Source organism: Proteus mirabilis ATCC 29906 (genome assembly GCF_000160755.1).
In the GTDB taxonomy this organism is placed as follows: domain Bacteria; phylum Pseudomonadota; class Gammaproteobacteria; order Enterobacterales; family Enterobacteriaceae; genus Proteus; species Proteus mirabilis.
This window is the reverse complement of the sequence record NZ_GG668576.1, coordinates 910,158-931,057: the sequence shown is the minus strand read 5'-3', so window position 1 is coordinate 931,057 and position 20,900 is coordinate 910,158. Positions and strand designations below refer to the sequence as shown.

Sequence of the window (20,900 nt, the reverse complement as noted above, 5' to 3'; positions counted from 1 at the left end):
AGTTATTTTGTTTTATAGGTGGGGTTTATAATGTGTTTTTTGATTTATCAACCATTATAAAAAAACGCCAGTGATATGAACTGGCGTTTTTATAATTTATTGAAGTGAATTCAATAATTAGGCATTTTCTTGTTGGCTTGCTTGAATTGCAGTTAATGCAACAGTGTAGACGATATCATCGACTAACGCGCCACGAGAAAGGTCGTTAACAGGTTTACGCATACCTTGTAACATTGGTCCAATGGAAACCAAGTCTGCTGAACGTTGTACTGCTTTATAGGTAGTGTTACCGGTGTTTAGATCAGGGAAGATAAACACAGTTGCTTTACCTGCAACAGGTGAGTTTGGTGCTTTAGATTTAGCAACGTCAGCCATTACAGCCGCATCGTATTGTAAAGGACCATCAATAATCAGATCTGGACGTTTTTCTTGTGCTAAACGAGTTGCTTCTCGCACTTTTTCAACGTCACTGCCAGCACCTGAGTTACCTGTAGAGTAAGAGATCATCGCAACGCGTGGGTCGATACCAAACGCTTTTGCTGAGTCTGCAGATTGAATAGCGATTTCAGCCAGTTGTTCTGCGGTTGGATCTGGGTTAATTGCGCAGTCACCATAAACATAGACTTGTTCTGGTAATAGCATAAAGAACACAGAAGACACTAATGAGCTACCGGGTGCAGTTTTAATTAACTGTAGTGGTGGGCGAATAGTGTTAGCGGTTGTATGAACAGCGCCAGAAACAAGACCATCAACGACGCCTTTTTCTAACATTAAGGTACCGAGAACAACGTTATCTTCTAACTGTTCACGAGCAACAACTTCTGTCATACCTTTGTTTTTACGCAGTTCAACTAAGCGAGGTACATAAATTTCACGTACTTCTTTAGGATTGATGAGTTCAATACCTGTACCTAATTCAACACCTTGTGCTGCAGCAACACGACGAATTTCTTCAGGATCACCTAACAGTACACAGGTTGCGATACCACGTTCAGCACAAATAGACGCGGCTTTAACGGTACGAGGTTCATCACCTTCAGGTAATACGATGCGTTTTTTCGCCTTACGAGCTAATTCCGTTAATTGATAACGGAATGCTGGTGGTGATAAACGATTAGGACGTTCAGAGTTTGCTGTCAGTGAATCAATCCATTGGTTATTGATATGTTGAGCAACATAGTTCTGAATTTTTTCGATACGCTCATGGTCATCTGCTGGCACTTCTAAGCTAAAGCTTTGCAGATTTAATGAAGTCTGCCAAGTGTTTGAATTAACCATAAAGATAGGTAGACCAGTTTCAAATGCACGCTCACACAATTGTTTAATTGGTGCATCGATTTGGTAACCACCTGTGAGTAAGATAGCACCGATTTCAACGCCATTCATTGCAGCAAGACATGCTGAAACTAAAACATCTGGGCGATCGGCAGAAGTGACAAGCAATGAACCTGGGCGGAAATGCTCTAACATATGTGGAATACTACGAGCACAGAAAGTCACAGACTTAATACGACGAGTTTCAATATCACCCTTATTGATGATAGTCGCATTTAAGTGTTTTGCCATATCTGTAGCACGAGTAGCGATTAAATCGAAGTTCCATGGAATGCAACCCAATAAAGGAAGTGGGCTATTTTTTTCGATGGTATTTAAATCGACATTAGAGATAATCGCTTTGCTTGAGTCATCAAAAATTTCTGATAAATCAGGGCGAGTACGACCTTGATCATCCACAGGGGCATTTAATTTATTAACAATCACACCTGTGATATTTTGATTTTTTACACCACCAAATTCAGCACGAGCAAATTCAATGCGCTCTTTTAACTGCTCAGCGGTGTTGTTGCCTAATGCAGTAACGAAAACAATTTCAGCACCTAATGTTTTGGCAATCTCATAGTTTAAAGATTGTGCAAAAGGGTGCTTACGCATTGGCACTAAGCCTTCAATCAGTACAACTTCTGCATCAGCAGTATTTTCGTGATATCTAGCAACAATTTCTTCCATCAGAACATCTTTTTTATTGGAGCTGAGTAATGACTCAACGTAATCCATATTTAAAGGTTCTGCGGATTGAATTGTGGAGTGAGAGCGGATAATCGCAGTGGTTTGATCTAATGCGCCTTTAACACGAGGCTGTGCGATAGGTTTGAATACACTAAGGCGAACGCCTTTTTGTTCCATAGAACGGATTACACCCAAGCTGACGCTGGTTAAACCTACGCGTGTATCAGTTGGGACTAGCATAATTGTACGGGACACGGAAACCTCTTTAAATATCGGTTGCTCGTTATGTGAAACAGTACTGCCAGCATAACACTGGCAGTACATCAAAAAACTTAAGCGGTCAGGCGGCTAGCATCCTGAGCGATAACTAACTCTTCGTTAGTTGGGATAACAACAGCAAGACGGCTGTTATCGGTAGTGATGGTGCCTGATTTACCGAAACGTGCATCTAAGTTACGCTGATGATCAACTTCAAAACCTAATAGAGCGAGTTTTTTCAGTGATAATTCACGAACCATTGCTGCATTTTCACCGATACCACCAGTGAAGATAATGGCATCTAAACGACCTTCCATCAGTGCACAATAAGAACCGATGTATTTCGCTAAGCGATGGCAGTAAACGTCCATTGCACGTTTAGCATCAGCTTTTGTTTCGTAGTTATCTTCAACATAACGGCAGTCACTAGTAACTTCCGTTAAACCTAATAAACCAGATTCTTTAGTGAGCAGTTTATTAATATCTTCAACGCTCATACCTAAAGTATCATGTAAATGGAACACGATAGCAGGATCGATATCACCACTACGAGTACCCATGACTAAACCTTCTAATGGTGTTAAACCCATAGAAGTATCAACACATTTACCGTTAACAATAGCAGAAACAGAACCACCATTACCTAAATGGCAAGTGATTACGTTCAGTTCATCAACAGGTTTATTTAACATTTTAGCTGCTTCACGGGAAACAAAGAAATGGCTAGTTCCGTGAGCACCGTAACGGCGGATGCTGTGATCTTTATATAAGCTGTATGGCAGAGCATACAGATAAGCTTCTTCTGGCATTGTTTGGTGGAATGCAGTGTCAAATACTGCCACCATTTTATTAATTAAATGAGGGAAGGCTTTACGCGCTTCTTCAATACCAATAAGGTGAGCTGGGTTATGTAATGGGGCAAATGGAATAGCCGCCTCAATACCTTTGATGACTTCGTCAGTAATGACGACAGATTTAGTAAATTTCTCGCCACCGTGAACAATACGATGACCAATTGCTGCGATTTGTTGTGAAAGTTCTGGTTTTTCAGCCAGAATAGTATTAACAATAAAGTTTAATGCTTCGCTGTGGGCAGCACCAGCGCCTAAAGCCGCTTCATGTTTCTGACCATCCATTTTCCACTTCAGGCGGGCTTCAGGAAGGTTGAAGCACTCAGCCAAGCCTGAAAGGAATTCTTCACCATTTTCTGGGTTAATAATTGCAAACTTAAGAGAAGAACTACCGCAGTTCAGTACCAGCACCAGCTTACTTGACATGGAATTACCTATTTATCTTGTTGTCGTAGTGTCTTTTATATTATAAAGACGATGGTTAATAAAACGTCACTCATAAAAGCCTATCGCATTACTATGATGACATTAATGATACGCATCATGCTTAGGGTAAAAAACTTGATGCTAATTATAGTTGCCAATCATCAATTGGACGATTTTTATTCACCCCAAAGTTTTTGCCCGAAAATCGGCGAAAAGGGTTGAAAATCACGCCGGCAAACAAAATATAGCGCTTTATTGCCACAAACCTTTAGAATGAGCACAGGATACAGAGTAAAGGCAACAAAGACAAAATGTACTTAATTCTACTAAAAGATTTTTATTCTTTATAGATGTTTTTTAAAAGTTATAGAAAAAATTGATTGAGGTCATTATGAACGAACCGACAGTGACTCCCCCAGGTTTCTTCAAAAAGTTACGCCTAGGGAACGAGTATCTAAAAACCTGGCCGGTTGAGAAGCAATTAGCCCCAGTTTTTCCTGAAAATAGAATGATAAAAGCAACGCGTTTTGGCATACGTTATATGCCTCCTATCGCTATTTTTACATTAACCTGGCAAATTGCATTAGGTGGCGATTTGGGGCCGGCGATCACTACTGCACTTTTTGCCTGTAGCCTGCCAATGCAAGGATTATGGTGGTTAGGAAAACGCGCTGCAACGCCATTACCCGCTGTGTTACTCAATTGGTTTTATGAAATTCGTGAAAAATTTGAGCAAGCGGGTATTGCATTAGCCCCAGTAGAAAAGACGCCAACCTATCTCTCATTAGCGCATTTGCTTAAACGTGCTTTTAAGCAACTTGATCGCTCTTTTCTTGATGATGTGTAGAACATTTGTTCTACCCTCTTCATGGGTTATTTAATGGATTAAAATTACCCCTGTTTAGATCAAAAAACGTGTTGTTAGCACTACTCAAGTGTTTTGATTAATGCCATGCTCTCTTCAATAATTTCTTTGGAGAATTAATGATGGAAATGACACACGCACAACGCTTGATCCTCTCTAATCAATATAAAATGATGACTATGATGGATCCTGATAACGCTGAACGTTATCGTCGCTATCAGACAATTATTGAACGTGGTTATGGATTACAATTACGTGAATTAGACCGCGATTTTGATGAGATGTCAGAAGAGACCTGCCGAACCATTATTAACATCATGGAAATGTACCATGCATTGCAAGTTTCTCGAGAAAATTTAAAATCACCAGAAATGCCGGATGCTCGTCGAGTGGCATTTATGGGCTTTGATGCAGCAACAGAATCTCGTTATCTTAGCTATGTACGCTTTATGGTCAATACTGAAGGGCGATATACGCATTTTGATAGTGGTAGTCATGGTTTTAACTCTCAAACGCCTATGTGGGAGAAATACCAAAGAATGCTGGCTGTTTGGTTAGCCTGTCCACGTCAATATCACCTAAGCAGTGTTGAGATCCAACAAATACTGAATGCGTAATTATTAACGCATCACGATAAGGTAGGCATAAAATATGACAATCACCTGTAAAGGCTTTCTTTTTGATTTAGATGGTACATTAGTTGATTCATTGCCTGTTGTTGAATACTGTTGGGCACTATTTGGTGAGCGAGTAGGGGTATCAACACAAGAAATTAATAACTATATCCATGGAAAGCCGGCCATTGAGTCGATTCGCCATTTTATGCCTAATGCTACGCAAGCACAGATTGAAGAGACTTTTCGTTGGCTAGAAAAGTTAGAAGCGACACAAACAGAAGGATTAGCCCCTCTTCCGGGGGCTATCGAACTCATTAATCGCTTAAACGACTTAGCGATCCCTTGGGCAATTGTCACCTCAGGCACAGTACCAATTGCCTCTACTCGTCAGTCAGTTACAGGTATTCCTGAGCCTAAACATTGGGTGACGGCAGAATGTATCACTCAAGGGAAACCCAACCCTGAGCCTTATCTTTTAGGGGCAAAAAAATTAGGCTTAGCTCCCAAAGAGTGTGTGGTTTTTGAAGATGCTGCTGCAGGTATTTATTCTGGTTTAGATGCCGGGTGTCAGGTTATTGCCGTACATGCTCCGATTTCCCTTCCTCGTCGTAATGAAATTGATTTAATCATTGATTCATTAAATGATTTACAAATTGACAAAGAAAATCAGCAAGTCGTTATTAAGCATAAATGTTAATCATTTATTTGATCATATAACGAGATTTATATTGGTAAAAATGGTCTACTTATCAATGCAGTGAATTGACGTATTAATCTGTTTTCACTTATTGCTGATCGAGGCCATTTTGAATAGCGAATTATTATGGGTTTTAAGCCTGCTATTGATAGCTATTGTCCTTTTTACGACCAACAAAATCCGCATGGATGTGGTCGCTTTACTTGTCATCGTCGCTTTTGTTCTTAGCGGCACTCTCTCATTAAATGAAGCCACGGTAGGATTTAGCGATCCGAACGTATTACTGATTGCGGCCCTTTTTGTTATTGGGGAAGGATTAGTAAGAACAGGTGTGGCATATCAAATGGGAGATTGGCTAGTACGAGTTGCGGGTAGTAGTGAAGTAAAAATGCTGGTGCTATTAATGATCTGTGTTGCAAGTTTAGGGGCTTTTATGAGCTCGACAGGGGTGGTGGCTATTTTTATTCCTGTGGTGCTCAGTGTGGCGGCACGGATGAAAACTTCTCCTAGTCGATTAATGATGCCTCTTGGCTTTGCGGGGTTAATTAGTGGTTTAATGACCCTAGTTGCGACACCGCCTAATATGGTGGTTAATAGTGAATTAGTTAGGGAAGGGCTACCCAGTTTTCAGTTTTTCTCTATTACCCCAATAGGGATCGCTGTATTAGTTGCGGGTGTGTTATATATGCTGGTGGTACGTCGTTGGTTAGGTTCAAGTGAAGGGGGTAAGCAAAAAGAGGTTTATCGTCGTACTTTTCGTGATCTTATCCGTGATTACCAATTAGCAGGGCGTGCACGTCGCTTAGCCATACGTAAAGGTTCACCACTGATTGGTCACTCTCTAGATGAATTACATTTACGCTCTCGCTATGGAGCAAACGTTGTCGGTATTGAACGCTGGAGGCGTTTTCGGCGTGTTATGGTCAGTGCGACAGGAGGCACTGAATTAAGAGAGCGAGATGTCCTATTAGTGGATATGTCAGCAAGTGAGGTAGATTTACGAGAGTTCTGTCGTGAACAAATGTTAGAGCCGATGGTGTTACGTGGAGAGTATTTTTCTGAGCAATCTCGTGATGTGGGATTAGCAGAAGTCTCTATGAACCCTGACTCAGAATTATTAGGAAAATCATTAAGAGAAATCAAATTCCGTACACGTTATGGGCTAAACGTTGTGGCTATTCGCCGTGAAGGGAGTGCTTTACCGGGGAAAATTGTTGATGAGCCATTACGTCTAGGAGATGTGTTACTGGTTATTGGTGATTGGAAATTAATTCGTATACTTTCGACAAAACCGCGTAATTTTATTGTATTAAATTTAGCGGCTGAAATTGATACTGTTGCACCGGCCTCATCGCAAGCACCACATGCACTTTTTTCATTAGCATTAATGGTTGCATTAATGGTGACCAATGAAGTACCTAACTTTATTGCCGCGTTAATTGCTTGCTTATTGATGGGAAAATTTCGCTGTATAGATATGGAAAGTGCTTATCGTTCTATTCATTGGCCAAGTATTATCTTGATTGTCGGGATGATGCCTTTTGCGGCTGCATTGCAAAAAACTGGGGGTATCGAGCTTATCGTTAATGGACTTATGGATGTAGCAGGGAATGCTGGGCCACAGGTTATGTTAGTCTGTTTATTTGTACTTTGTGCCACTATTGGTTTATTTATCTCTAATACGGCAACGGCGGTGTTAATGGCACCGATTGCAATAGCAGCGGCCCATCAAATGAATGTCTCTCCGTTACCTTTTGCAATGGTTATTGGTGTTGCTGCATCGGCGGCGTTTATGACACCTGTATCATCCCCGGTTAATACCCTGATCCTTGAGCCTGGTGGTTATAAATTTGCTGATTTTATTAAAATAGGGGTGCCTTTTACCATTATTGTGATGTTGATTAGCGTTTTCTTAATACCGCTATTATTCCCATTTTAATCGGTTATCTTTTGTAAAAACGCCGTTTAGTTTCATTTATTATAAACGGCGTTTTTGCGACTTACTCACTGATCTCATCTAGGGATAAACTAAAGCCTGGTACAAATACTTTCATAAAATAGTCCATCTCAGGGCTATGTCTTTCTGCTAACGTTTTTTCTAAACGATTTTTGGCCAAATTAAATTCGCTATTACCCGCAGCTAACTCTTCAAGGCATTTTAAATAGGCACATAAACTATCAGCTTGTTTGACAATAAAAGTTTCTTCCTCACTATGTAATTGCTCATCGATAAGAGGGCGAAAATCTTCTTGTAACTCTTCGGGTAACATTTCAATCAATTTTTGCTGAGCATATTTTTCTATTTTTTTATATTCATGAGCAATTTGTGGATTGTGGTATTTAATAGGAGTTGGCATATCACCGGTGATAACCTCACTGGCATCATGATACATTGCTTGTAGTGCAATACGCTCAGCGTTGACATTGCCATCAAATTTACGATTTTTAATCACCGCTAATGCATGGGCAACAAAAGCCACTTGTAAACTATGCTCAGAGACATTTTCTTGGCGAATATTACGCATCAGAGGCCAGCGTGTAATTAGCTTTAAACGAGAAAGGTGGGCAAAAAAGTAACTCATAATATCTCCCAATAGCGTGATTGAAGAGATTATTGTGAGTGGATAGACACTAGATGTAAACGGTGATCAGTAAGAAAATAAAAAAACGCAATATAACCTCAGTGATATTGCGTTTTATCTTTATTAATAACTATTGATGGTAGCCGACAATAAAACGACCGAATTTTTGAATCGCCATCTCTAAATCATTCTCACGAGGGAGTGTCACAATACGGAAATGATCAGGGTGAGGCCAGTTAAATGCAGTACCTTGCACTAATAAGACTTTTTCTTGTAATAGTAAATCGAGGATCATTTTTTGGTCATCTTTAATACTATAACGATTTAAGTCTATTTTAGGGAACATATACAACGCTCCCATTGGTTTAACGCAAGAAACCCCTGGGATTTGATTGATAAGCTCCCATGCGCGGTTGCGTTGCTCGTATAAACGGCCTCCAGGTAGAATAAATTCACTGATACTTTGATAGCCACCCAATGCCGTTTGGATCGCGTGTTGCATCGGCACGTTGGCACATAAGCGCATAGATGCCAGCATATTTAAGCCTTCAATATAGCCTTTTGCTTGTTTTTTCGGGCCATTAAGTACCATCCAACCTTGGCGGAATCCTGCGACGCGATAGGTTTTTGATAAACCGTTAAAGGTAACAGTTAATAAATCAGGTGCCATTGCGGCGATAGAGTGATGTTGGGCATCATCATAAAGAATTTTGTCATAAATTTCGTCAGCAAAAATAATCAAATTGTGTTGACGGGCAATTTCAACAATTTCCAGCAAAATCTCTTTGCTATATACCGCGCCGGTTGGATTGTTAGGGTTTATAATCACAATACCGCGCGTTCTGGGGGAGATTTTACGACGGATATCATCTAAATCAGGAAACCAACCTTGTTGCTCATCACACATATAATGAACAGCATTACCCCCAGAAAGAGAAACTGCAGCGGTCCATAATGGGTAATCAGGCGCTGGAACTAGCATTTCATCGCCATCATTTAATAATGCTTGCATAGCTTGTACGATAAGCTCTGAAACACCGTTACCAATATAGATATCTTCAACAGTTACATCACGCATATCACGGGCTTGGTAATGTTGCATGATGGCTTTACGTGCTGAAAAAAGCCCTTTAGAGTCGCTATAGCCTTGAGAGCTAGGTAGGTTACGAATAACATCTACTAAGATTTCATCTGGCGCTTCAAAACCGAAAGGTGCTGGGTTACCAATATTGAGTTTTAATACTTTATTGCCTTCTTCTTCCAGACGTTTTGCTTCTTGCAAAACCGGTCCTCGAATGTCATAACAAACATGGTCGAGTTTACTTGATTTTTTTATTTGATTCATAGCACGTTTACCTAATCGGGTATGACTTTATCTACATAGCGACATTTATATTTCTCATACACATCTCGGAAAGATATAAATGAAAAGGCTGTCCCAGCAAATTAACTGTTCTATCACTCTACTCTTACACTACAAACTTTTGAAGATGCTAGATAATTTTTGGTGTAAAAGGTCAGTTTATTCTAAAGAACTTATTTTGATGACTGAAAGTATCACTTAATCTGGTGGTATATTCTCATTTTGAATAAAAATCAAAAACATTATGCTGGTGAAGAGAGGGTTTTTAGTGCGTTTTTTAACAATAACCAGATGTGAGAGGGACGTTGATAAGATGTTGCATAATCAATTATTGAATAATTTTATCGGATTTGTATTATCTTACTTAATATATTAAATTTTCAAATAATATGGTTAAATCTATTTTTATTCATATCAATCAAATAGTTTTTATATAAATTAAATTGAAATCTTAAATATATTTTATAAGGGTGGATACTTAAAATAGCATACACAGTTAAGGTAATTTAAATTATTTTAAAAATGTTAAAATTTATGTATTCCTAGAGAGCATTGTATGATCTACATCTAACTTGTAATGATGGTATACAGTTCTTTCTTGTAGATCCTTAGAATGATAATAAAATTTAATTTGTTACAAAAAAATGCAGTTGCTTGCGAACTAGGAGGTGTAAACGACAACAAACAAATGTAAAGTATTCAGTATGTCTTTGCTCTCTTTTTCAGAGTAAGGTACTGTCTGAATCGGAAGTCCAATTTAGACTTTTGATAAAAAACACCAGGTATATGTAATTTAAAAATCAAAAATAAGTGAAGAATAAACAATGATTAATGCAAATCGTCCGATAATGAATCTCGACCTCGATCTGCTTAGAACGTTTGTTGCTGTAGCAGATTTGAATACTTTTGCAGCCGCTGCGGCCGCTGTATGTCGAACTCAATCTGCAGTCAGTCAGCAGATGCAACGTTTAGAGCAATTAGTCGGCAGAGAACTCTTTGCCCGTCATGGTCGTAATAAACTGTTAACAGAGCATGGCTTACAATTATTAGGCTATGCACGTCAAATTCTCCGTGCTAATGATGATGCAACTGCTTCATTAACATATAGCGATGCTGAAGGTGAGTTACGTATTGGTGCATCTGATGATTCCGTCGATACACTACTACCATTTTTGTTAAATCGTATTGCATCAGTATATCCACGTTTAGCGGTTGATGTGCGTATTAAGCGTTCTCAATTTATTGAGACTATGCTTGATAACCACGAAATCGACTTAGCATTAACCACTGCACGTATTGGACATCATCCACGCACAGCGTTACGTACAGCGCCTGTTTTGTGGCATTGTGCCCCTGATTTCCAATTACAAATGAATGAGCCTATTCCTTTAGTAGTCATGGACGAAACTAACCCATTCCGTCAGTTGGCAACAAATACACTAGATGACGCAGGTATTCAATGGCGTATTGCGTATGAAGCGGCTTCTTTATCTGCGGTTCGTGCTGCTGTAAATGCCGAAGTGGGGATCACAGCTCGTCCATTAGAAATGCAAAATGCTGATTTACGTATATTAGGCGAAAGCGAAGGGTTACCTCGTTTGCCTGAGACTCAGTACTGGTTATATCGTAATTTTGATGAGCAAAACGAAGCTGTATTAACGGTATTCAATGCCATCGAAAATAAGAAAACGCCTTATACTGTCACTTCAGTTGAAGAAGCGCATTCTTTAGATTTAGAGTAAGGCGCAGAGCGATCTTGTTATCATGATTATTTGGATAACCCATATTAACGGTTAAAAATAGTCAAACGAAACAATAAAGTGATATATCACAATCAACGGAAACAGGTGCTATAAACGCATTTGTTTCCGTTTTTTTATGCTTTATTTTTAAATAGTCACATTGGTTTAATATTTATAGAGATTAATGTATATCACAGTGTGATCCACCTCTCTTTTCCCGCTCAGTCGCTTTGTTAAAAAATTGTATGCAGGTGTGATGGGTTACACGCTTGTAGAAATTGTTAACAAATAAAAGGTTTGTCTAGGTTTTCAGGGAATAAATAGTCAAATGAAAACGGATATTTGACCTTCTCCACATTATTGGAAAGTTAATTTGTTAAAGTTTGGATAAAATTTAAACTGATTATGTATTTTTTCGACTATTTTGTGAGTTTGATCAAAAAAATAAGGCACATTTGCCTATATAGAGTCAGGTTTTTCCTGAGATACTGGTGTAGTAAAATCGAATTATCGGTTAGACTAAGCGTGTTAGCAGAAAATTTGTAGGTTGACTGACACGTTTTAGCATTGGCCAGTAATTGGGTGTTAAAAATGAGTGTTAAATTTGTTAAGAAGCGACGGAAAACTGAGTGAGTTATCACAATGTTTTCCTTAAAAGAAGAAAGGTTTAAATAGATTGTTATCATTTATTTAATTAGCAAGTCTGTTGTTTTACCTTTTTTTTCGTATTAATAAATGTGGTGTAAACCGCCGGATAAGAGTTGGTTAATTGACACCACCTTTGATGAGTAAGCAATGAGTATGTCTACGACCACCGAAGTTATCGCCCACTATTGGGCATTTGCTGTCTTCTTAATAGGCGCATTGGGGTTATGTTCGCTCATGTTGCTGGGTGCCCGCTATTTAGGCGGCCGTGCACAAGCAAGGGCTAAACATGTTCCTTATGAATCTGGCCTTGATTCCGTTGGCAGCGCTCGTCTGCGCATGTCAGCTAAATTCTATTTAGTTGCCATGTTTTTCGTAATTTTCGATGTTGAAGCACTGTTTCTTTATGCTTGGGCCGTTTCCGTACGTGAAGTGGGCTGGTTAGGCTTTATTGAAGCAGCTGTCTTTATCGCAATTTTATTAGCTGGATTATTCTATTTGGTTCGTATTGGTGCATTAAATTGGACACCAGTTCGCTCTCGCCGTGAAACCGCGGGTAAAAGCCATGTCAGATTAACCAGCGGCAAACATCCGCAGCAGTAATAAGCGAGGCATTAAAAATGGATTATACGCTCACCCGCATAGATCCGAACGGTGAGAATGACCGTTATCCCCTGCAATCACAGGAAATTGTCAGTGACCCGTTAGATGCTCACGTTCATCGCAGCGTGTATATGGGAAAACTGGAACATGCGTTACATGACGTTGTGAACTGGGGCAGAAAAAACTCTTTATGGCCATATAATTTTGGTCTTTCCTGTTGTTACGTTGAAATGGTGACGTCATTTACTGCGGTCCATGACGTAGCGCGTTTTGGTTCTGAAGTATTACGAGCTTCCCCTCGTCAAGCTGACTTTATGGTGGTTGCAGGAACCTGCTTTACAAAGATGGCGCCCGTTATTCAGCGTTTATACGATCAGATGCTAGAGCCTAAGTGGGTTATTTCCATGGGAGCTTGCGCTAACTCTGGTGGTATGTATGACATCTATTCGGTAGTGCAAGGTGTTGATAAATTCATCCCTGTTGATGTGTATATCCCAGGATGCCCACCTCGTCCAGAAGCTTATATGCAAGCATTGATGTTATTACAAGAGTCCATTGGTAAAGAACGTCGCCCATTATCTTGGGTGGTGGGCGACCAAGGCGTTTACCGTGCCAATATGCAGTCAGAACGAGAAAGAAAACACGGTGAGCGGATCGCAGTAAAAAATCTGCGTACTCCAGACGAAATTTAAAGGCTTTTGCCTAAGACGTAACCAGAGCAATGTGTTGCGATCATAGTAACCCTGATCAAAGTTGTGGTGAATAGAAATGACCGATCAGATAGCGCAAAATAGCGCACGGCCAGCGTGGGAAACCAGCGATCATATTGATGATCAGGTGGTTAACGAACTGCGTCAGAAATTTGGGCCAGATGCGTTTACATTCCAGCCGACTCGTACCGGCATGCCAGTGGTATGGGTTAAGCGGGAACAACTTATTGAGGTTATGCAATACCTCAAATCTTTGCCAAAACCATATGTCATGCTGTACGACTTGCATGGCGTTGATGAGCGTGTACGCACGCATCGTCAAGGCTTGCCGGCAGCTGATTTTTCCGTTTTCTATCATCTGATATCACTCGATCGTAATAAAGATATCATGCTGAAAGTCGCATTAAGTGAAAAAGATCTTAATCTACCGACTCTCACTTCTATCTTTCCGAACTCGAATTGGTATGAGCGTGAAGTGTGGGATATGTTTGGGATCGTCTTTAACGGACACCCTAATCTACGCCGTATTATGATGTTGCCGAATTGGGAAGGTCATCCACTGCGTAAAGATTATCCCGCTCGGGCGACAGAATTTGATCCTTATGTGCTGACTAAGCAGAAAGAGGATCTGGAAATGGAATCACTGACCTTTAAACCAGAAGAGTGGGGAATGAAACGCGGTACTGAGAATGAGGACTTTATGTTCTTAAACCTCGGTCCTAATCACCCATCTTCTCACGGTGCATTCCGTATTATTTTGCAACTTGATGGCGAAGAAATCGTCAACTGTGTACCTGATGTTGGTTATCACCATCGTGGTGCAGAGAAAATGGGCGAGCGTCAATCATGGCATAGTTATATTCCTTATACCGACCGAATTGAATACCTTGGTGGTTGTGTTAACGAAATGCCTTATGTACTGGCGGTGGAAAAGCTTGCCGGTATTGAAGTACCTGAGCGCGTTAAAGTCATTCGTGTCATGCTGTCTGAGCTATTTCGTATTAATAGCCATTTACTGTATATCAGTACCTTTATCCAAGATGTTGGTGCGATGACACCGGTATTCTTTGCCTTTACTGATCGTCAAAAAGTTTACGATATTGTAGAAGCAATTACCGGTTTCCGTATGCATCCGGCATGGTTCCGTATCGGTGGTGTTGCCCACGATTTACCAAAAGGGTGGGAGCGCTTACTACGTGAATTCTTAGATTGGATGCCAAAACGTCTTGATTCTTACGTTAAAGCCGCCTTGCAAAACAGCATTTTAAAAGGCCGTACCATTGGTGTTGCCTCTTATAACGCTAAAGAAGCGTTAGATTGGGGGGTAACGGGTGCCGGGCTTCGTGCTACAGGAGTTGAGTTTGACGTGCGTAAATGGCGTCCATACTCAGGGTATGAAAACTTTGAGTTTGAAATTCCAGTAGCAAGCAATGGTGACTGTTACGATCGTGTCATGCTGAAAGTCGAAGAATTACGTCAAAGCTTACGTATTCTCGAGCAGTGCTATAAAAATATGCCAGCAGGGCCATTTAAAGCCGACCATCCACTGACGACTCCGCCACCAAAAGAGCGCACATTACAGCATATTGAAACCATGATTAACCACTTCTTACAGGTTTCATGGGGCCCTGTTATGCCTGCGAATGAATCATTCCAGATGGTGGAAGCCACTAAAGGGATCAACAGCTATTATTTAACCAGTGATGGCAGCACGATGAGCTATCGTACGCGTATTCGTACGCCAAGTTTTGCTCACCTGCAACAAATCCCAGCGGTTATCCGCGGTAGTCTGGTTTCTGACTTGATTGTCTATCTGGGAAGTATCGATTTTGTAATGTCGGATGTGGATCGTTAATCATGCAAAATGAATTAAACCATAAAGAAGATGCCGCGAAGATTGAAATCGTTGATGTAACTCATTCAAAGAAAAACACGTTTGTTTTAACGCAAGAAGAGCGTGCTGAAATTGAACAAGAAAAACATCACTATGAAGATCCCCGTGCTGCATCGATTGAAGCGCTGAAAATAGTGCAAAAAAATCGAGGTTGGGTTGAAGACGGTGCTATCTATGCTATTGCCGATGTGCTTGGTATACCGGCTAGCGATGTAGAAGGGGTAGCAACCTTTTATAGTCAAATTTTCCGCCAACCCGTCGGCCGTCACATTATTCGTTTTTGTGACAGTGTGGTTTGCCATATTACAGGTTATCAAGGCATTCAGGCAGCTATTGAGAAGCACCTCAATATCCTTCCTGGCCAAACAACACCAGATGGTCGTTTTACCTTACTGCCAACCTGTTGTTTAGGTAACTGTGACAAAGGTCCTACTATGATGGTAGATGACGATACTCACAGTTTTGTTAAACCTGAAGAGATTGAAACGTTACTGGAGCAGTATCCATGACAGCAATTTCAGGAGCAAAACCGATTATTCGTAGCGCAGAAACGCATCCGCTAACGTGGCGCTTACGTGATGATCGTCAGCCAGTATGGCTGGATGAATACCGTGCAAAAAACGGTTATAAAGCGGCAGAAAAAGCATTAAAAAGCATGGCACCTGATGAGGTGACTTCTGAAGTTAAAGATGCAGGCTTAAAAGGACGTGGTGGTGCTGGATTCTCAACAGGCTTGAAATGGAGTCTGATGCCAAAAGATGAAAGTATGAATATCCGTTACATCCTTTGTAATGCAGATGAAATGGAGCCGGGAACCTATAAAGACCGCCTGTTAATGGAAGAACTGCCACATCTGTTAATCGAAGGGATGATTATCGGTGCGCATGCATTGAAAGCTTATCGTGGTTATATTTTCCTACGTGGTGAATATATTGAAGCGGCTAAGCACCTGCGCCATGCTATTGAAGAAGCCAAAGCAGCGGGTTTTTTAGGCAAAAATATCTTCGGCTCTGGTATCGATTTTGAGCTATTTGTTCACACAGGAGCAGGTCGTTATATCTGTGGTGAAGAAACAGCACTGATCAACTCACTGGAAGGTCGTCGTGCTAACCCTCGCTCGAAACCGCCATTCCCTGCAACCTCCGGTGCTTGGGGAAAACCTACCTGCGTGAATAACGTTGAAACGCTGTGTAACGTACCCGCGATTATTGAGCATGGCAAAGATTGGTATATCGGTTTAAGCGCCGGTAAAAGTCCAGATGCAGGTACCAAATTAATGGGATTCTCTGGTCGCGTGAAATATCCAGGCTTATGGGAATTACCTTTTGGTACTACAGCTCGTGAAATCTTAGAAGATTATGCGGGGGGGATGCGTGATGGGCTGAAATTAAAAGCTTGGCAACCCGGTGGTGCAGGAACGGATTTCTTAACAGAAGATCATCTCGATCTCCCTATGGATTTTGGCACGATCGCCAAAGCTGGTAGCCGTTTAGGTACTGCGTTGGCGATGGCGGTAGATAATGAAATTAACATGGTTTCATTAACCCGTAACTTGGAAGAGTTCTTTGCGCGTGAATCTTGTGGCTGGTGTACACCTTGTCGTGATGGCTTGCCATGGAGTGTCGAAATCTTACGCGCGATAGAAAAAGGTCAAGGTCGTCCTGGTGATATTGAGACTCTTGAGCACCTCTGCCGCTCTTTAAGCCCAGGGCATACATTCTGTGCTCACGCACCAGGGGCAGTAGAGCCTTTACAAAGCGCAATCAAATATTTCCGTGAAGAATTTGAGGCTGGCATTATTCAAGAAGACTATACCAATGCCAATCTTATCCGTGGTATTCAGCCTAATTTGCTGAAAAGCCGCTGGTAGTTTTTCACGATACATTCTAGGTTTAACGCCTGCAATGCAGGCCTTTGGGAAGCATGCTGACTATGGCTACGATTCATGTAGACGGCAAAGAATATGAAGTTAACGGGGCTGATAACCTGTTAGAAGCCTGTCTTAATTTAGGCTTAGATATTCCTTATTTTTGCTGGCACCCAGCGCTGGGAAGCGTTGGCGCTTGCCGCCAGTGTGCGGTTAAGCAGTATCAAAATGCTGAGGATACCCGCGGTCGTTTGGTAATGTCTTGTATGACACCTGCGGCTGATGGCACGTTTATCTCAATTGATGACGAAGAAGCGAAAAAATTCCGCGAAAGCGTTGTTGAATGGTATATGACTAACCATCCTCACGATTGTCCTGTTTGTGAAGAAGGGGGAAACTGCCACCTTCAAGATATGACCGTTATGACAGGTCATACTATGCGTCGCTATCGCTTTACTAAGCGTACACATAGAAATCAAGAGTTAGGGCCGTTTATTTCTCATGAAATGAACCGCTGTATTGCTTGTTACCGCTGTGTTCGTTACTACAAAGATTATGCTGATGGCACTGATCTGGGTGTCTTTGGTGCACATAACAACGTGTTCTTTGGACGGGTTGAAGATGGCACATTAGAGAGCGAATTCTCAGGTAACTTAGTTGAGATTTGTCCAACGGGTGTCTTTACTGACAAAACTCACTCATCACGTTATAACCGTAAGTGGGATATGCAGTTTGCCCCAAGTATTTGCCAAGGTTGTAGCATGGGTTGCAATATCAGCCCAGGTGAGCGTTATGGTGAATTGCGTCGTATTGAAAACCGTTATAACGGTACAGTAAACCGTTACTTCCTTTGTGATCGTGGTCGTTTTGGCTACGGTTATGTCAATTTAGCGAGTAGACCTCGTCAACCTAAAAAACGTTTAGGCAGTAACTGGCTTGAAATCAGTGCAGCACAAGCAACGCAAGCCGCTGCAGAAATGCTGAAGAAAGGGCAACGTGTTGTCGGTATCGGCTCACCACGAGCCAGTATTGAAAGCAACTTTGCTTTACGTGAAGTGGTTGGGGCTGAAAATTTCTATAGTGGTATTTCGGCTGCAGAGCAGGCTCGCTTGACCTTAATGCTGGATATTTTACAAAAAGGTGGCGTTTATACTCCATCTCTCCGTGAGATTGAAGACTATGACGCAGTACTGGTGTTAGGTGAAGACTTAACACAGACAGGTGCTCGTATGGCACTGTCAGTACGTCAAGCCGTAAAAGGTAAAGCACGTGAGATGGCAGCCGCACAAAAAGTGGCTGATTGGCAAATTGCCGCCATCATGAATATCGGTCAACGGGCGAAATATCCACTGTTTGTCACTCATGTTGATGAAACTCGTCTGGATGATGTTGCCGCTTGGAGTTATCGTGCGCCGGTGGTTGAACAAGCGCGTTTAGGTTTTGCCATTGCCCATCATATTAATGGTGAAGCCCCTGCGGTTGATGGTTTAGATGAAGCATTGAATAAACAGATTGACATGATTGTTCAAGCCTTATCGCAAGCGAAAAAACCGTTAATCATTAGTGGTAGTCATGCCGGTAGCGAAGAAGTTATCAAAGCGGCTGCTAATATCGCTTTTGCCTTAAAAGCCAAGGGGAGCGAAGTTGGTCTCTCTTATGTGGCAGATGATGCCAATAGCATGGGGCTGGCGATGATGAAAGCGAAACCACTGGATGACGCATTGAAAGTGATGCGTAGTGGTCAAGCAGATAGCGCTATTGTGATGGAAAACGACTTGTATCGCCATTTTGCCGCCGACGTCATTGATGACGCGATTGCTAAAGTGGATCACCTAATTGTAATTGACCATCAGCAAACTGAGATCATGGAAAAAGCACACCTTGTGTTACCTGCTTCCTCCTTTGCTGAAAGTGATGGCACTATGGTGAGTCAAGAGGGCAGAGCGCAACGTTACTTCCAAGTGTTTGAACCTTCTTTCTATAACAAAGAAGTGGTGATGCATGAAAGCTGGCGTTGGCTAAGTGCTGTTGATTCACAATGGCATGAAGGTAATCTTGACTGGACGCAGTTAGATCATGTGATTGAGCTATGTGCAACGCGTCTACCGCAATTTGCCGGTATTGTGAATGCGGCACCTAATGCATCATTCCGTATTCGTGGTCAAAAATTAGCCCGCGAACCGCATCGTTATAGTGGTCGTACTTCCATGTTGGCAAATGTTTCAGTACATGAACAGCGTCAACCTAAAGATATCGATAGCCCATTTGCTTTCTCTATGGAAGGAAACAACAGCCCAACGGCTCCTCGCCAGCAAATTCCATTTGCATGGGCACCGGGTTGGAACTCACCACAAGCATGGAATAAGTTCCAGTCTGAAGTCGGGGGAAGCTTACGTTTTGGTGATCCGGGTGTACGCTTAATCGAATGTAGTGATAACACATTAGGTTATTTCACTGATATTCCACCAGCCTTTAACCTAGTTGAAAATCAATGGGTTGTAGCTCCTTACTATCGTCTGTTTGGTAGCGAAGAGTTATCGCAACGTTCACAAGTGATCCAACAACGTATGGACAACGCTTATTTAACCGTGAGTGAATCTGATGCCGTCGCATTAGCATTATCTCAAGGTCAACAAGCGATGTTTACTTACGAAGGTCGTGAATTCACCTTACCTGTGAAAATCAGTGCTCACTTAACCCGAGGTCAAATTGGCCTTCCGTTAGGGATGGCTGGCATTTCGCCATCACTGGTGGGTGTATCGGTTCGTCAACTGCGGGGTATTGCATAATGAGCTGGTTATCTCCTGAAGTTACAGAGATTTTACTCACTGTTTTAAAAGCCGTGGTGATCTTGCTGGTGGTTGTCACTTGTGGTGCTTTTATGAGTATGGGGGAGCGTCGTCTACTGGGGTTATTCCAAAACCGTTATGGGCCTAACCGTGTAGGTTATGCAGGTTCAGCACAGTTAATTGCGGATATGATCAAAATGTTCTTTAAAGAGGACTGGATCCCAAAATTTGCTGATCGCTTTATCTTTACCATAGCACCAGTGATTGCCTTTTCTTCCTTATTATTGTCATTTGCTATTGTGCCAGTTAGCTCAACCTGGGTTGTGGCTGATTTAAACATTGGTATTTTATTTTTCTTGATGGTAGCGGGTTTAGCGGTGTATGCCGTTTTATTTGCTGGCTGGTCAAGTAACAATAAATATTCGTTATTAGGTGCAATGCGTGCTTCAGCACAAACAGTTAGTTATGAGGTTTTCTTAGGACTTTCTATTTTAGGTGTTGTGGCACAAGCGGGTTCGTTTAACTTAACGGATATTGTCAATTCGCAAGCCCATATGTGGAACATTATCCCACAATTCTTTGGCTTTATTACCTTTGCGATTGCTGGCGTTGCCGTTTGTCACCGTCATCCTTTTGACCAACCCGAAGCAGAGCAAGAGTTGGCTGATGGTTATCACATTGAATATTCCGGTATGAAATTCGGTCTGTTCTTTGTCGGTGAATATATCGGTATCGTTGCCGTTTCTGGCTTAATAGTGACGTTATTCTTCGGTGGTTGGCAAGGTCCTTTCTTACCGTCATTCGTTTGGTTTGCACTGAAAACAGGATTCTTCATGATGATGTTTATTCTGATCCGTGCATCATTACCGCGTCCGCGTTATGACCAAGTGATGGCTTTTGGTTGGAAGATCTGCTTACCGTTAACTTTAATCAATCTGTTGGTCACTGCTGCAGTGATCCTCTACAACGCTCAATAAGGGGTGA

16 protein-coding genes are annotated in these 20,900 nt (G+C 41.5%); 12 read left to right on the top strand and 4 right to left on the bottom strand.

Going from position 1 to position 20,900, the window contains the following annotated elements; all coding sequences use genetic code 11:
- Positions 1-117: 117 nt before the first annotated feature.
- Together pta and ackA are read right to left on the bottom strand one after the other, a co-directional pair.
- Positions 118-2,262, bottom strand: coding sequence for a phosphate acetyltransferase (gene pta / locus HMPREF0693_RS04290; RefSeq protein ID WP_004248391.1), 2,145 nt, complete (start codon positions 2,260-2,262; stop codon positions 118-120).
- Between the two features lie 77 nt (positions 2,263-2,339).
- Entirely contained in the window at positions 2,340-3,542 is a 1,203-nt protein-coding gene (gene ackA / locus HMPREF0693_RS04285) for an acetate kinase (protein WP_004243716.1), read from the bottom strand.
- A 391-nt stretch (positions 3,543-3,933) separates the two neighbouring features.
- On the opposite strand from ackA, the gene yfbV reads away from it, so the two are divergent.
- From yfbV to HMPREF0693_RS04265, 4 genes are all read left to right on the top strand, one after another.
- Positions 3,934-4,389, top strand: a complete 456-nt coding sequence (gene yfbV, locus HMPREF0693_RS04280; protein ID WP_004243712.1) for a terminus macrodomain insulation protein YfbV — start codon at positions 3,934-3,936, stop codon at positions 4,387-4,389.
- A gap of 140 nt (positions 4,390-4,529) precedes the next feature.
- The gene (locus HMPREF0693_RS04275; protein WP_023843594.1) at positions 4,530-5,024 is read left to right on the top strand and encodes a YfbU family protein; all 495 of its coding nucleotides are present in this window, start codon (positions 4,530-4,532) and stop codon (positions 5,022-5,024) included.
- 34 nt (positions 5,025-5,058) lie between these two features.
- The gene (locus HMPREF0693_RS04270) at positions 5,059-5,721 is read left to right on the top strand and encodes a sugar phosphatase (RefSeq protein ID WP_004243707.1); all 663 of its coding nucleotides are present in this window, start codon (positions 5,059-5,061) and stop codon (positions 5,719-5,721) included.
- Between the two features lie 109 nt (positions 5,722-5,830).
- Complete coding sequence (locus tag HMPREF0693_RS04265; RefSeq protein WP_012368104.1) at positions 5,831-7,660, top strand: SLC13 family permease; 1,830 nt, start codon at positions 5,831-5,833, stop codon at positions 7,658-7,660.
- Between the two features lie 61 nt (positions 7,661-7,721).
- Here the strand turns inward: HMPREF0693_RS04265 and yfbR are convergent, their stop codons facing one another.
- Positions 7,722-8,303: a 5'-deoxynucleotidase gene (yfbR, locus tag HMPREF0693_RS04260; protein ID WP_004243705.1), complete on the bottom strand. Its 582-nt coding sequence runs from the start codon at positions 8,301-8,303 to the stop codon at positions 7,722-7,724.
- Between the two features lie 130 nt (positions 8,304-8,433).
- The gene (locus HMPREF0693_RS04255; RefSeq protein WP_004243704.1) at positions 8,434-9,648 is read right to left on the bottom strand and encodes a pyridoxal phosphate-dependent aminotransferase; all 1,215 of its coding nucleotides are present in this window, start codon (positions 9,646-9,648) and stop codon (positions 8,434-8,436) included.
- Positions 9,649-10,490: 842 nt separating this feature from the next.
- Here HMPREF0693_RS04255 and hexA point away from each other — a divergent pair.
- The 8 genes from hexA (at position 10,491) to nuoH (ending at position 20,893) form a co-directional block, all read left to right on the top strand.
- A complete protein-coding gene (hexA, locus tag HMPREF0693_RS04250; protein WP_004243703.1) occupies positions 10,491-11,408 on the top strand; it encodes a transcriptional regulator HexA in 918 nt (305 codons plus the stop codon).
- Between the two features lie 795 nt (positions 11,409-12,203).
- Positions 12,204-12,656, top strand: coding sequence for an NADH-quinone oxidoreductase subunit A (locus HMPREF0693_RS04245; protein WP_004243698.1), 453 nt, complete (start codon positions 12,204-12,206; stop codon positions 12,654-12,656).
- A gap of 17 nt (positions 12,657-12,673) precedes the next feature.
- A complete protein-coding gene (locus HMPREF0693_RS04240; protein WP_004243697.1) occupies positions 12,674-13,348 on the top strand; it encodes a NuoB/complex I 20 kDa subunit family protein in 675 nt (224 codons plus the stop codon).
- Between the two features lie 76 nt (positions 13,349-13,424).
- The gene (nuoC, locus tag HMPREF0693_RS04235) at positions 13,425-15,221 is read left to right on the top strand and encodes an NADH-quinone oxidoreductase subunit C/D (protein ID WP_004243696.1); all 1,797 of its coding nucleotides are present in this window, start codon (positions 13,425-13,427) and stop codon (positions 15,219-15,221) included.
- A 2-nt stretch (positions 15,222-15,223) separates the two neighbouring features.
- The gene (gene nuoE, locus HMPREF0693_RS04230; protein WP_004243693.1) at positions 15,224-15,769 is read left to right on the top strand and encodes an NADH-quinone oxidoreductase subunit NuoE; all 546 of its coding nucleotides are present in this window, start codon (positions 15,224-15,226) and stop codon (positions 15,767-15,769) included.
- Positions 15,766-17,130 (top strand): NADH-quinone oxidoreductase subunit NuoF, encoded by a 1,365-nt coding sequence (gene nuoF / locus HMPREF0693_RS04225; RefSeq protein WP_004243692.1) that lies wholly within the window; start codon positions 15,766-15,768, stop codon positions 17,128-17,130. The genes nuoE and nuoF overlap by 4 nt, the downstream gene beginning before the upstream one ends.
- A gap of 62 nt (positions 17,131-17,192) precedes the next feature.
- Positions 17,193-19,916, top strand: a complete 2,724-nt coding sequence (nuoG, locus tag HMPREF0693_RS04220) for an NADH-quinone oxidoreductase subunit NuoG (RefSeq protein WP_172767752.1) — start codon at positions 17,193-17,195, stop codon at positions 19,914-19,916.
- Positions 19,916-20,893, top strand: a complete 978-nt coding sequence (nuoH, locus tag HMPREF0693_RS04215; RefSeq protein WP_004243690.1) for an NADH-quinone oxidoreductase subunit NuoH — start codon at positions 19,916-19,918, stop codon at positions 20,891-20,893. The genes nuoG and nuoH overlap by 1 nt, the downstream gene beginning before the upstream one ends.
- Positions 20,894-20,900: the final 7 nt, after the last annotated feature.

Excerpts from the sequence above, each read along its gene's own strand:
- ackA (WP_004243716.1), bottom strand. The coding sequence starts at position 3,542 with ATGTCAAGTAAGCTGGTGCTGGTACTGAACTGCGGTAGTTCTTCTCTT.
- yfbV (WP_004243712.1), top strand. The coding sequence starts at position 3,934 with ATGAACGAACCGACAGTGACTCCCCCAGGTTTCTTCAAAAAGTTACGC.
- HMPREF0693_RS04275 (WP_023843594.1), top strand. The coding sequence starts at position 4,530 with ATGGAAATGACACACGCACAACGCTTGATCCTCTCTAATCAATATAAA.
- HMPREF0693_RS04270 (WP_004243707.1), top strand. The coding sequence starts at position 5,059 with ATGACAATCACCTGTAAAGGCTTTCTTTTTGATTTAGATGGTACATTA.
- yfbR (WP_004243705.1), bottom strand. The coding sequence starts at position 8,303 with ATGAGTTACTTTTTTGCCCACCTTTCTCGTTTAAAGCTAATTACACGC.
- HMPREF0693_RS04255 (WP_004243704.1), bottom strand. The coding sequence starts at position 9,648 with ATGAATCAAATAAAAAAATCAAGTAAACTCGACCATGTTTGTTATGAC.
- hexA (WP_004243703.1), top strand. The coding sequence starts at position 10,491 with ATGATTAATGCAAATCGTCCGATAATGAATCTCGACCTCGATCTGCTT.
- HMPREF0693_RS04245 (WP_004243698.1), top strand. The coding sequence starts at position 12,204 with ATGAGTATGTCTACGACCACCGAAGTTATCGCCCACTATTGGGCATTT.
- HMPREF0693_RS04240 (WP_004243697.1), top strand. The coding sequence starts at position 12,674 with ATGGATTATACGCTCACCCGCATAGATCCGAACGGTGAGAATGACCGT.
- nuoC (WP_004243696.1), top strand. The coding sequence starts at position 13,425 with ATGACCGATCAGATAGCGCAAAATAGCGCACGGCCAGCGTGGGAAACC.
- nuoE (WP_004243693.1), top strand. The coding sequence starts at position 15,224 with ATGCAAAATGAATTAAACCATAAAGAAGATGCCGCGAAGATTGAAATC.
- nuoF (WP_004243692.1), top strand. The coding sequence starts at position 15,766 with ATGACAGCAATTTCAGGAGCAAAACCGATTATTCGTAGCGCAGAAACG.
- nuoG (WP_172767752.1), top strand. The coding sequence starts at position 17,193 with ATGGCTACGATTCATGTAGACGGCAAAGAATATGAAGTTAACGGGGCT.
- nuoH (WP_004243690.1), top strand. The coding sequence starts at position 19,916 with ATGAGCTGGTTATCTCCTGAAGTTACAGAGATTTTACTCACTGTTTTA.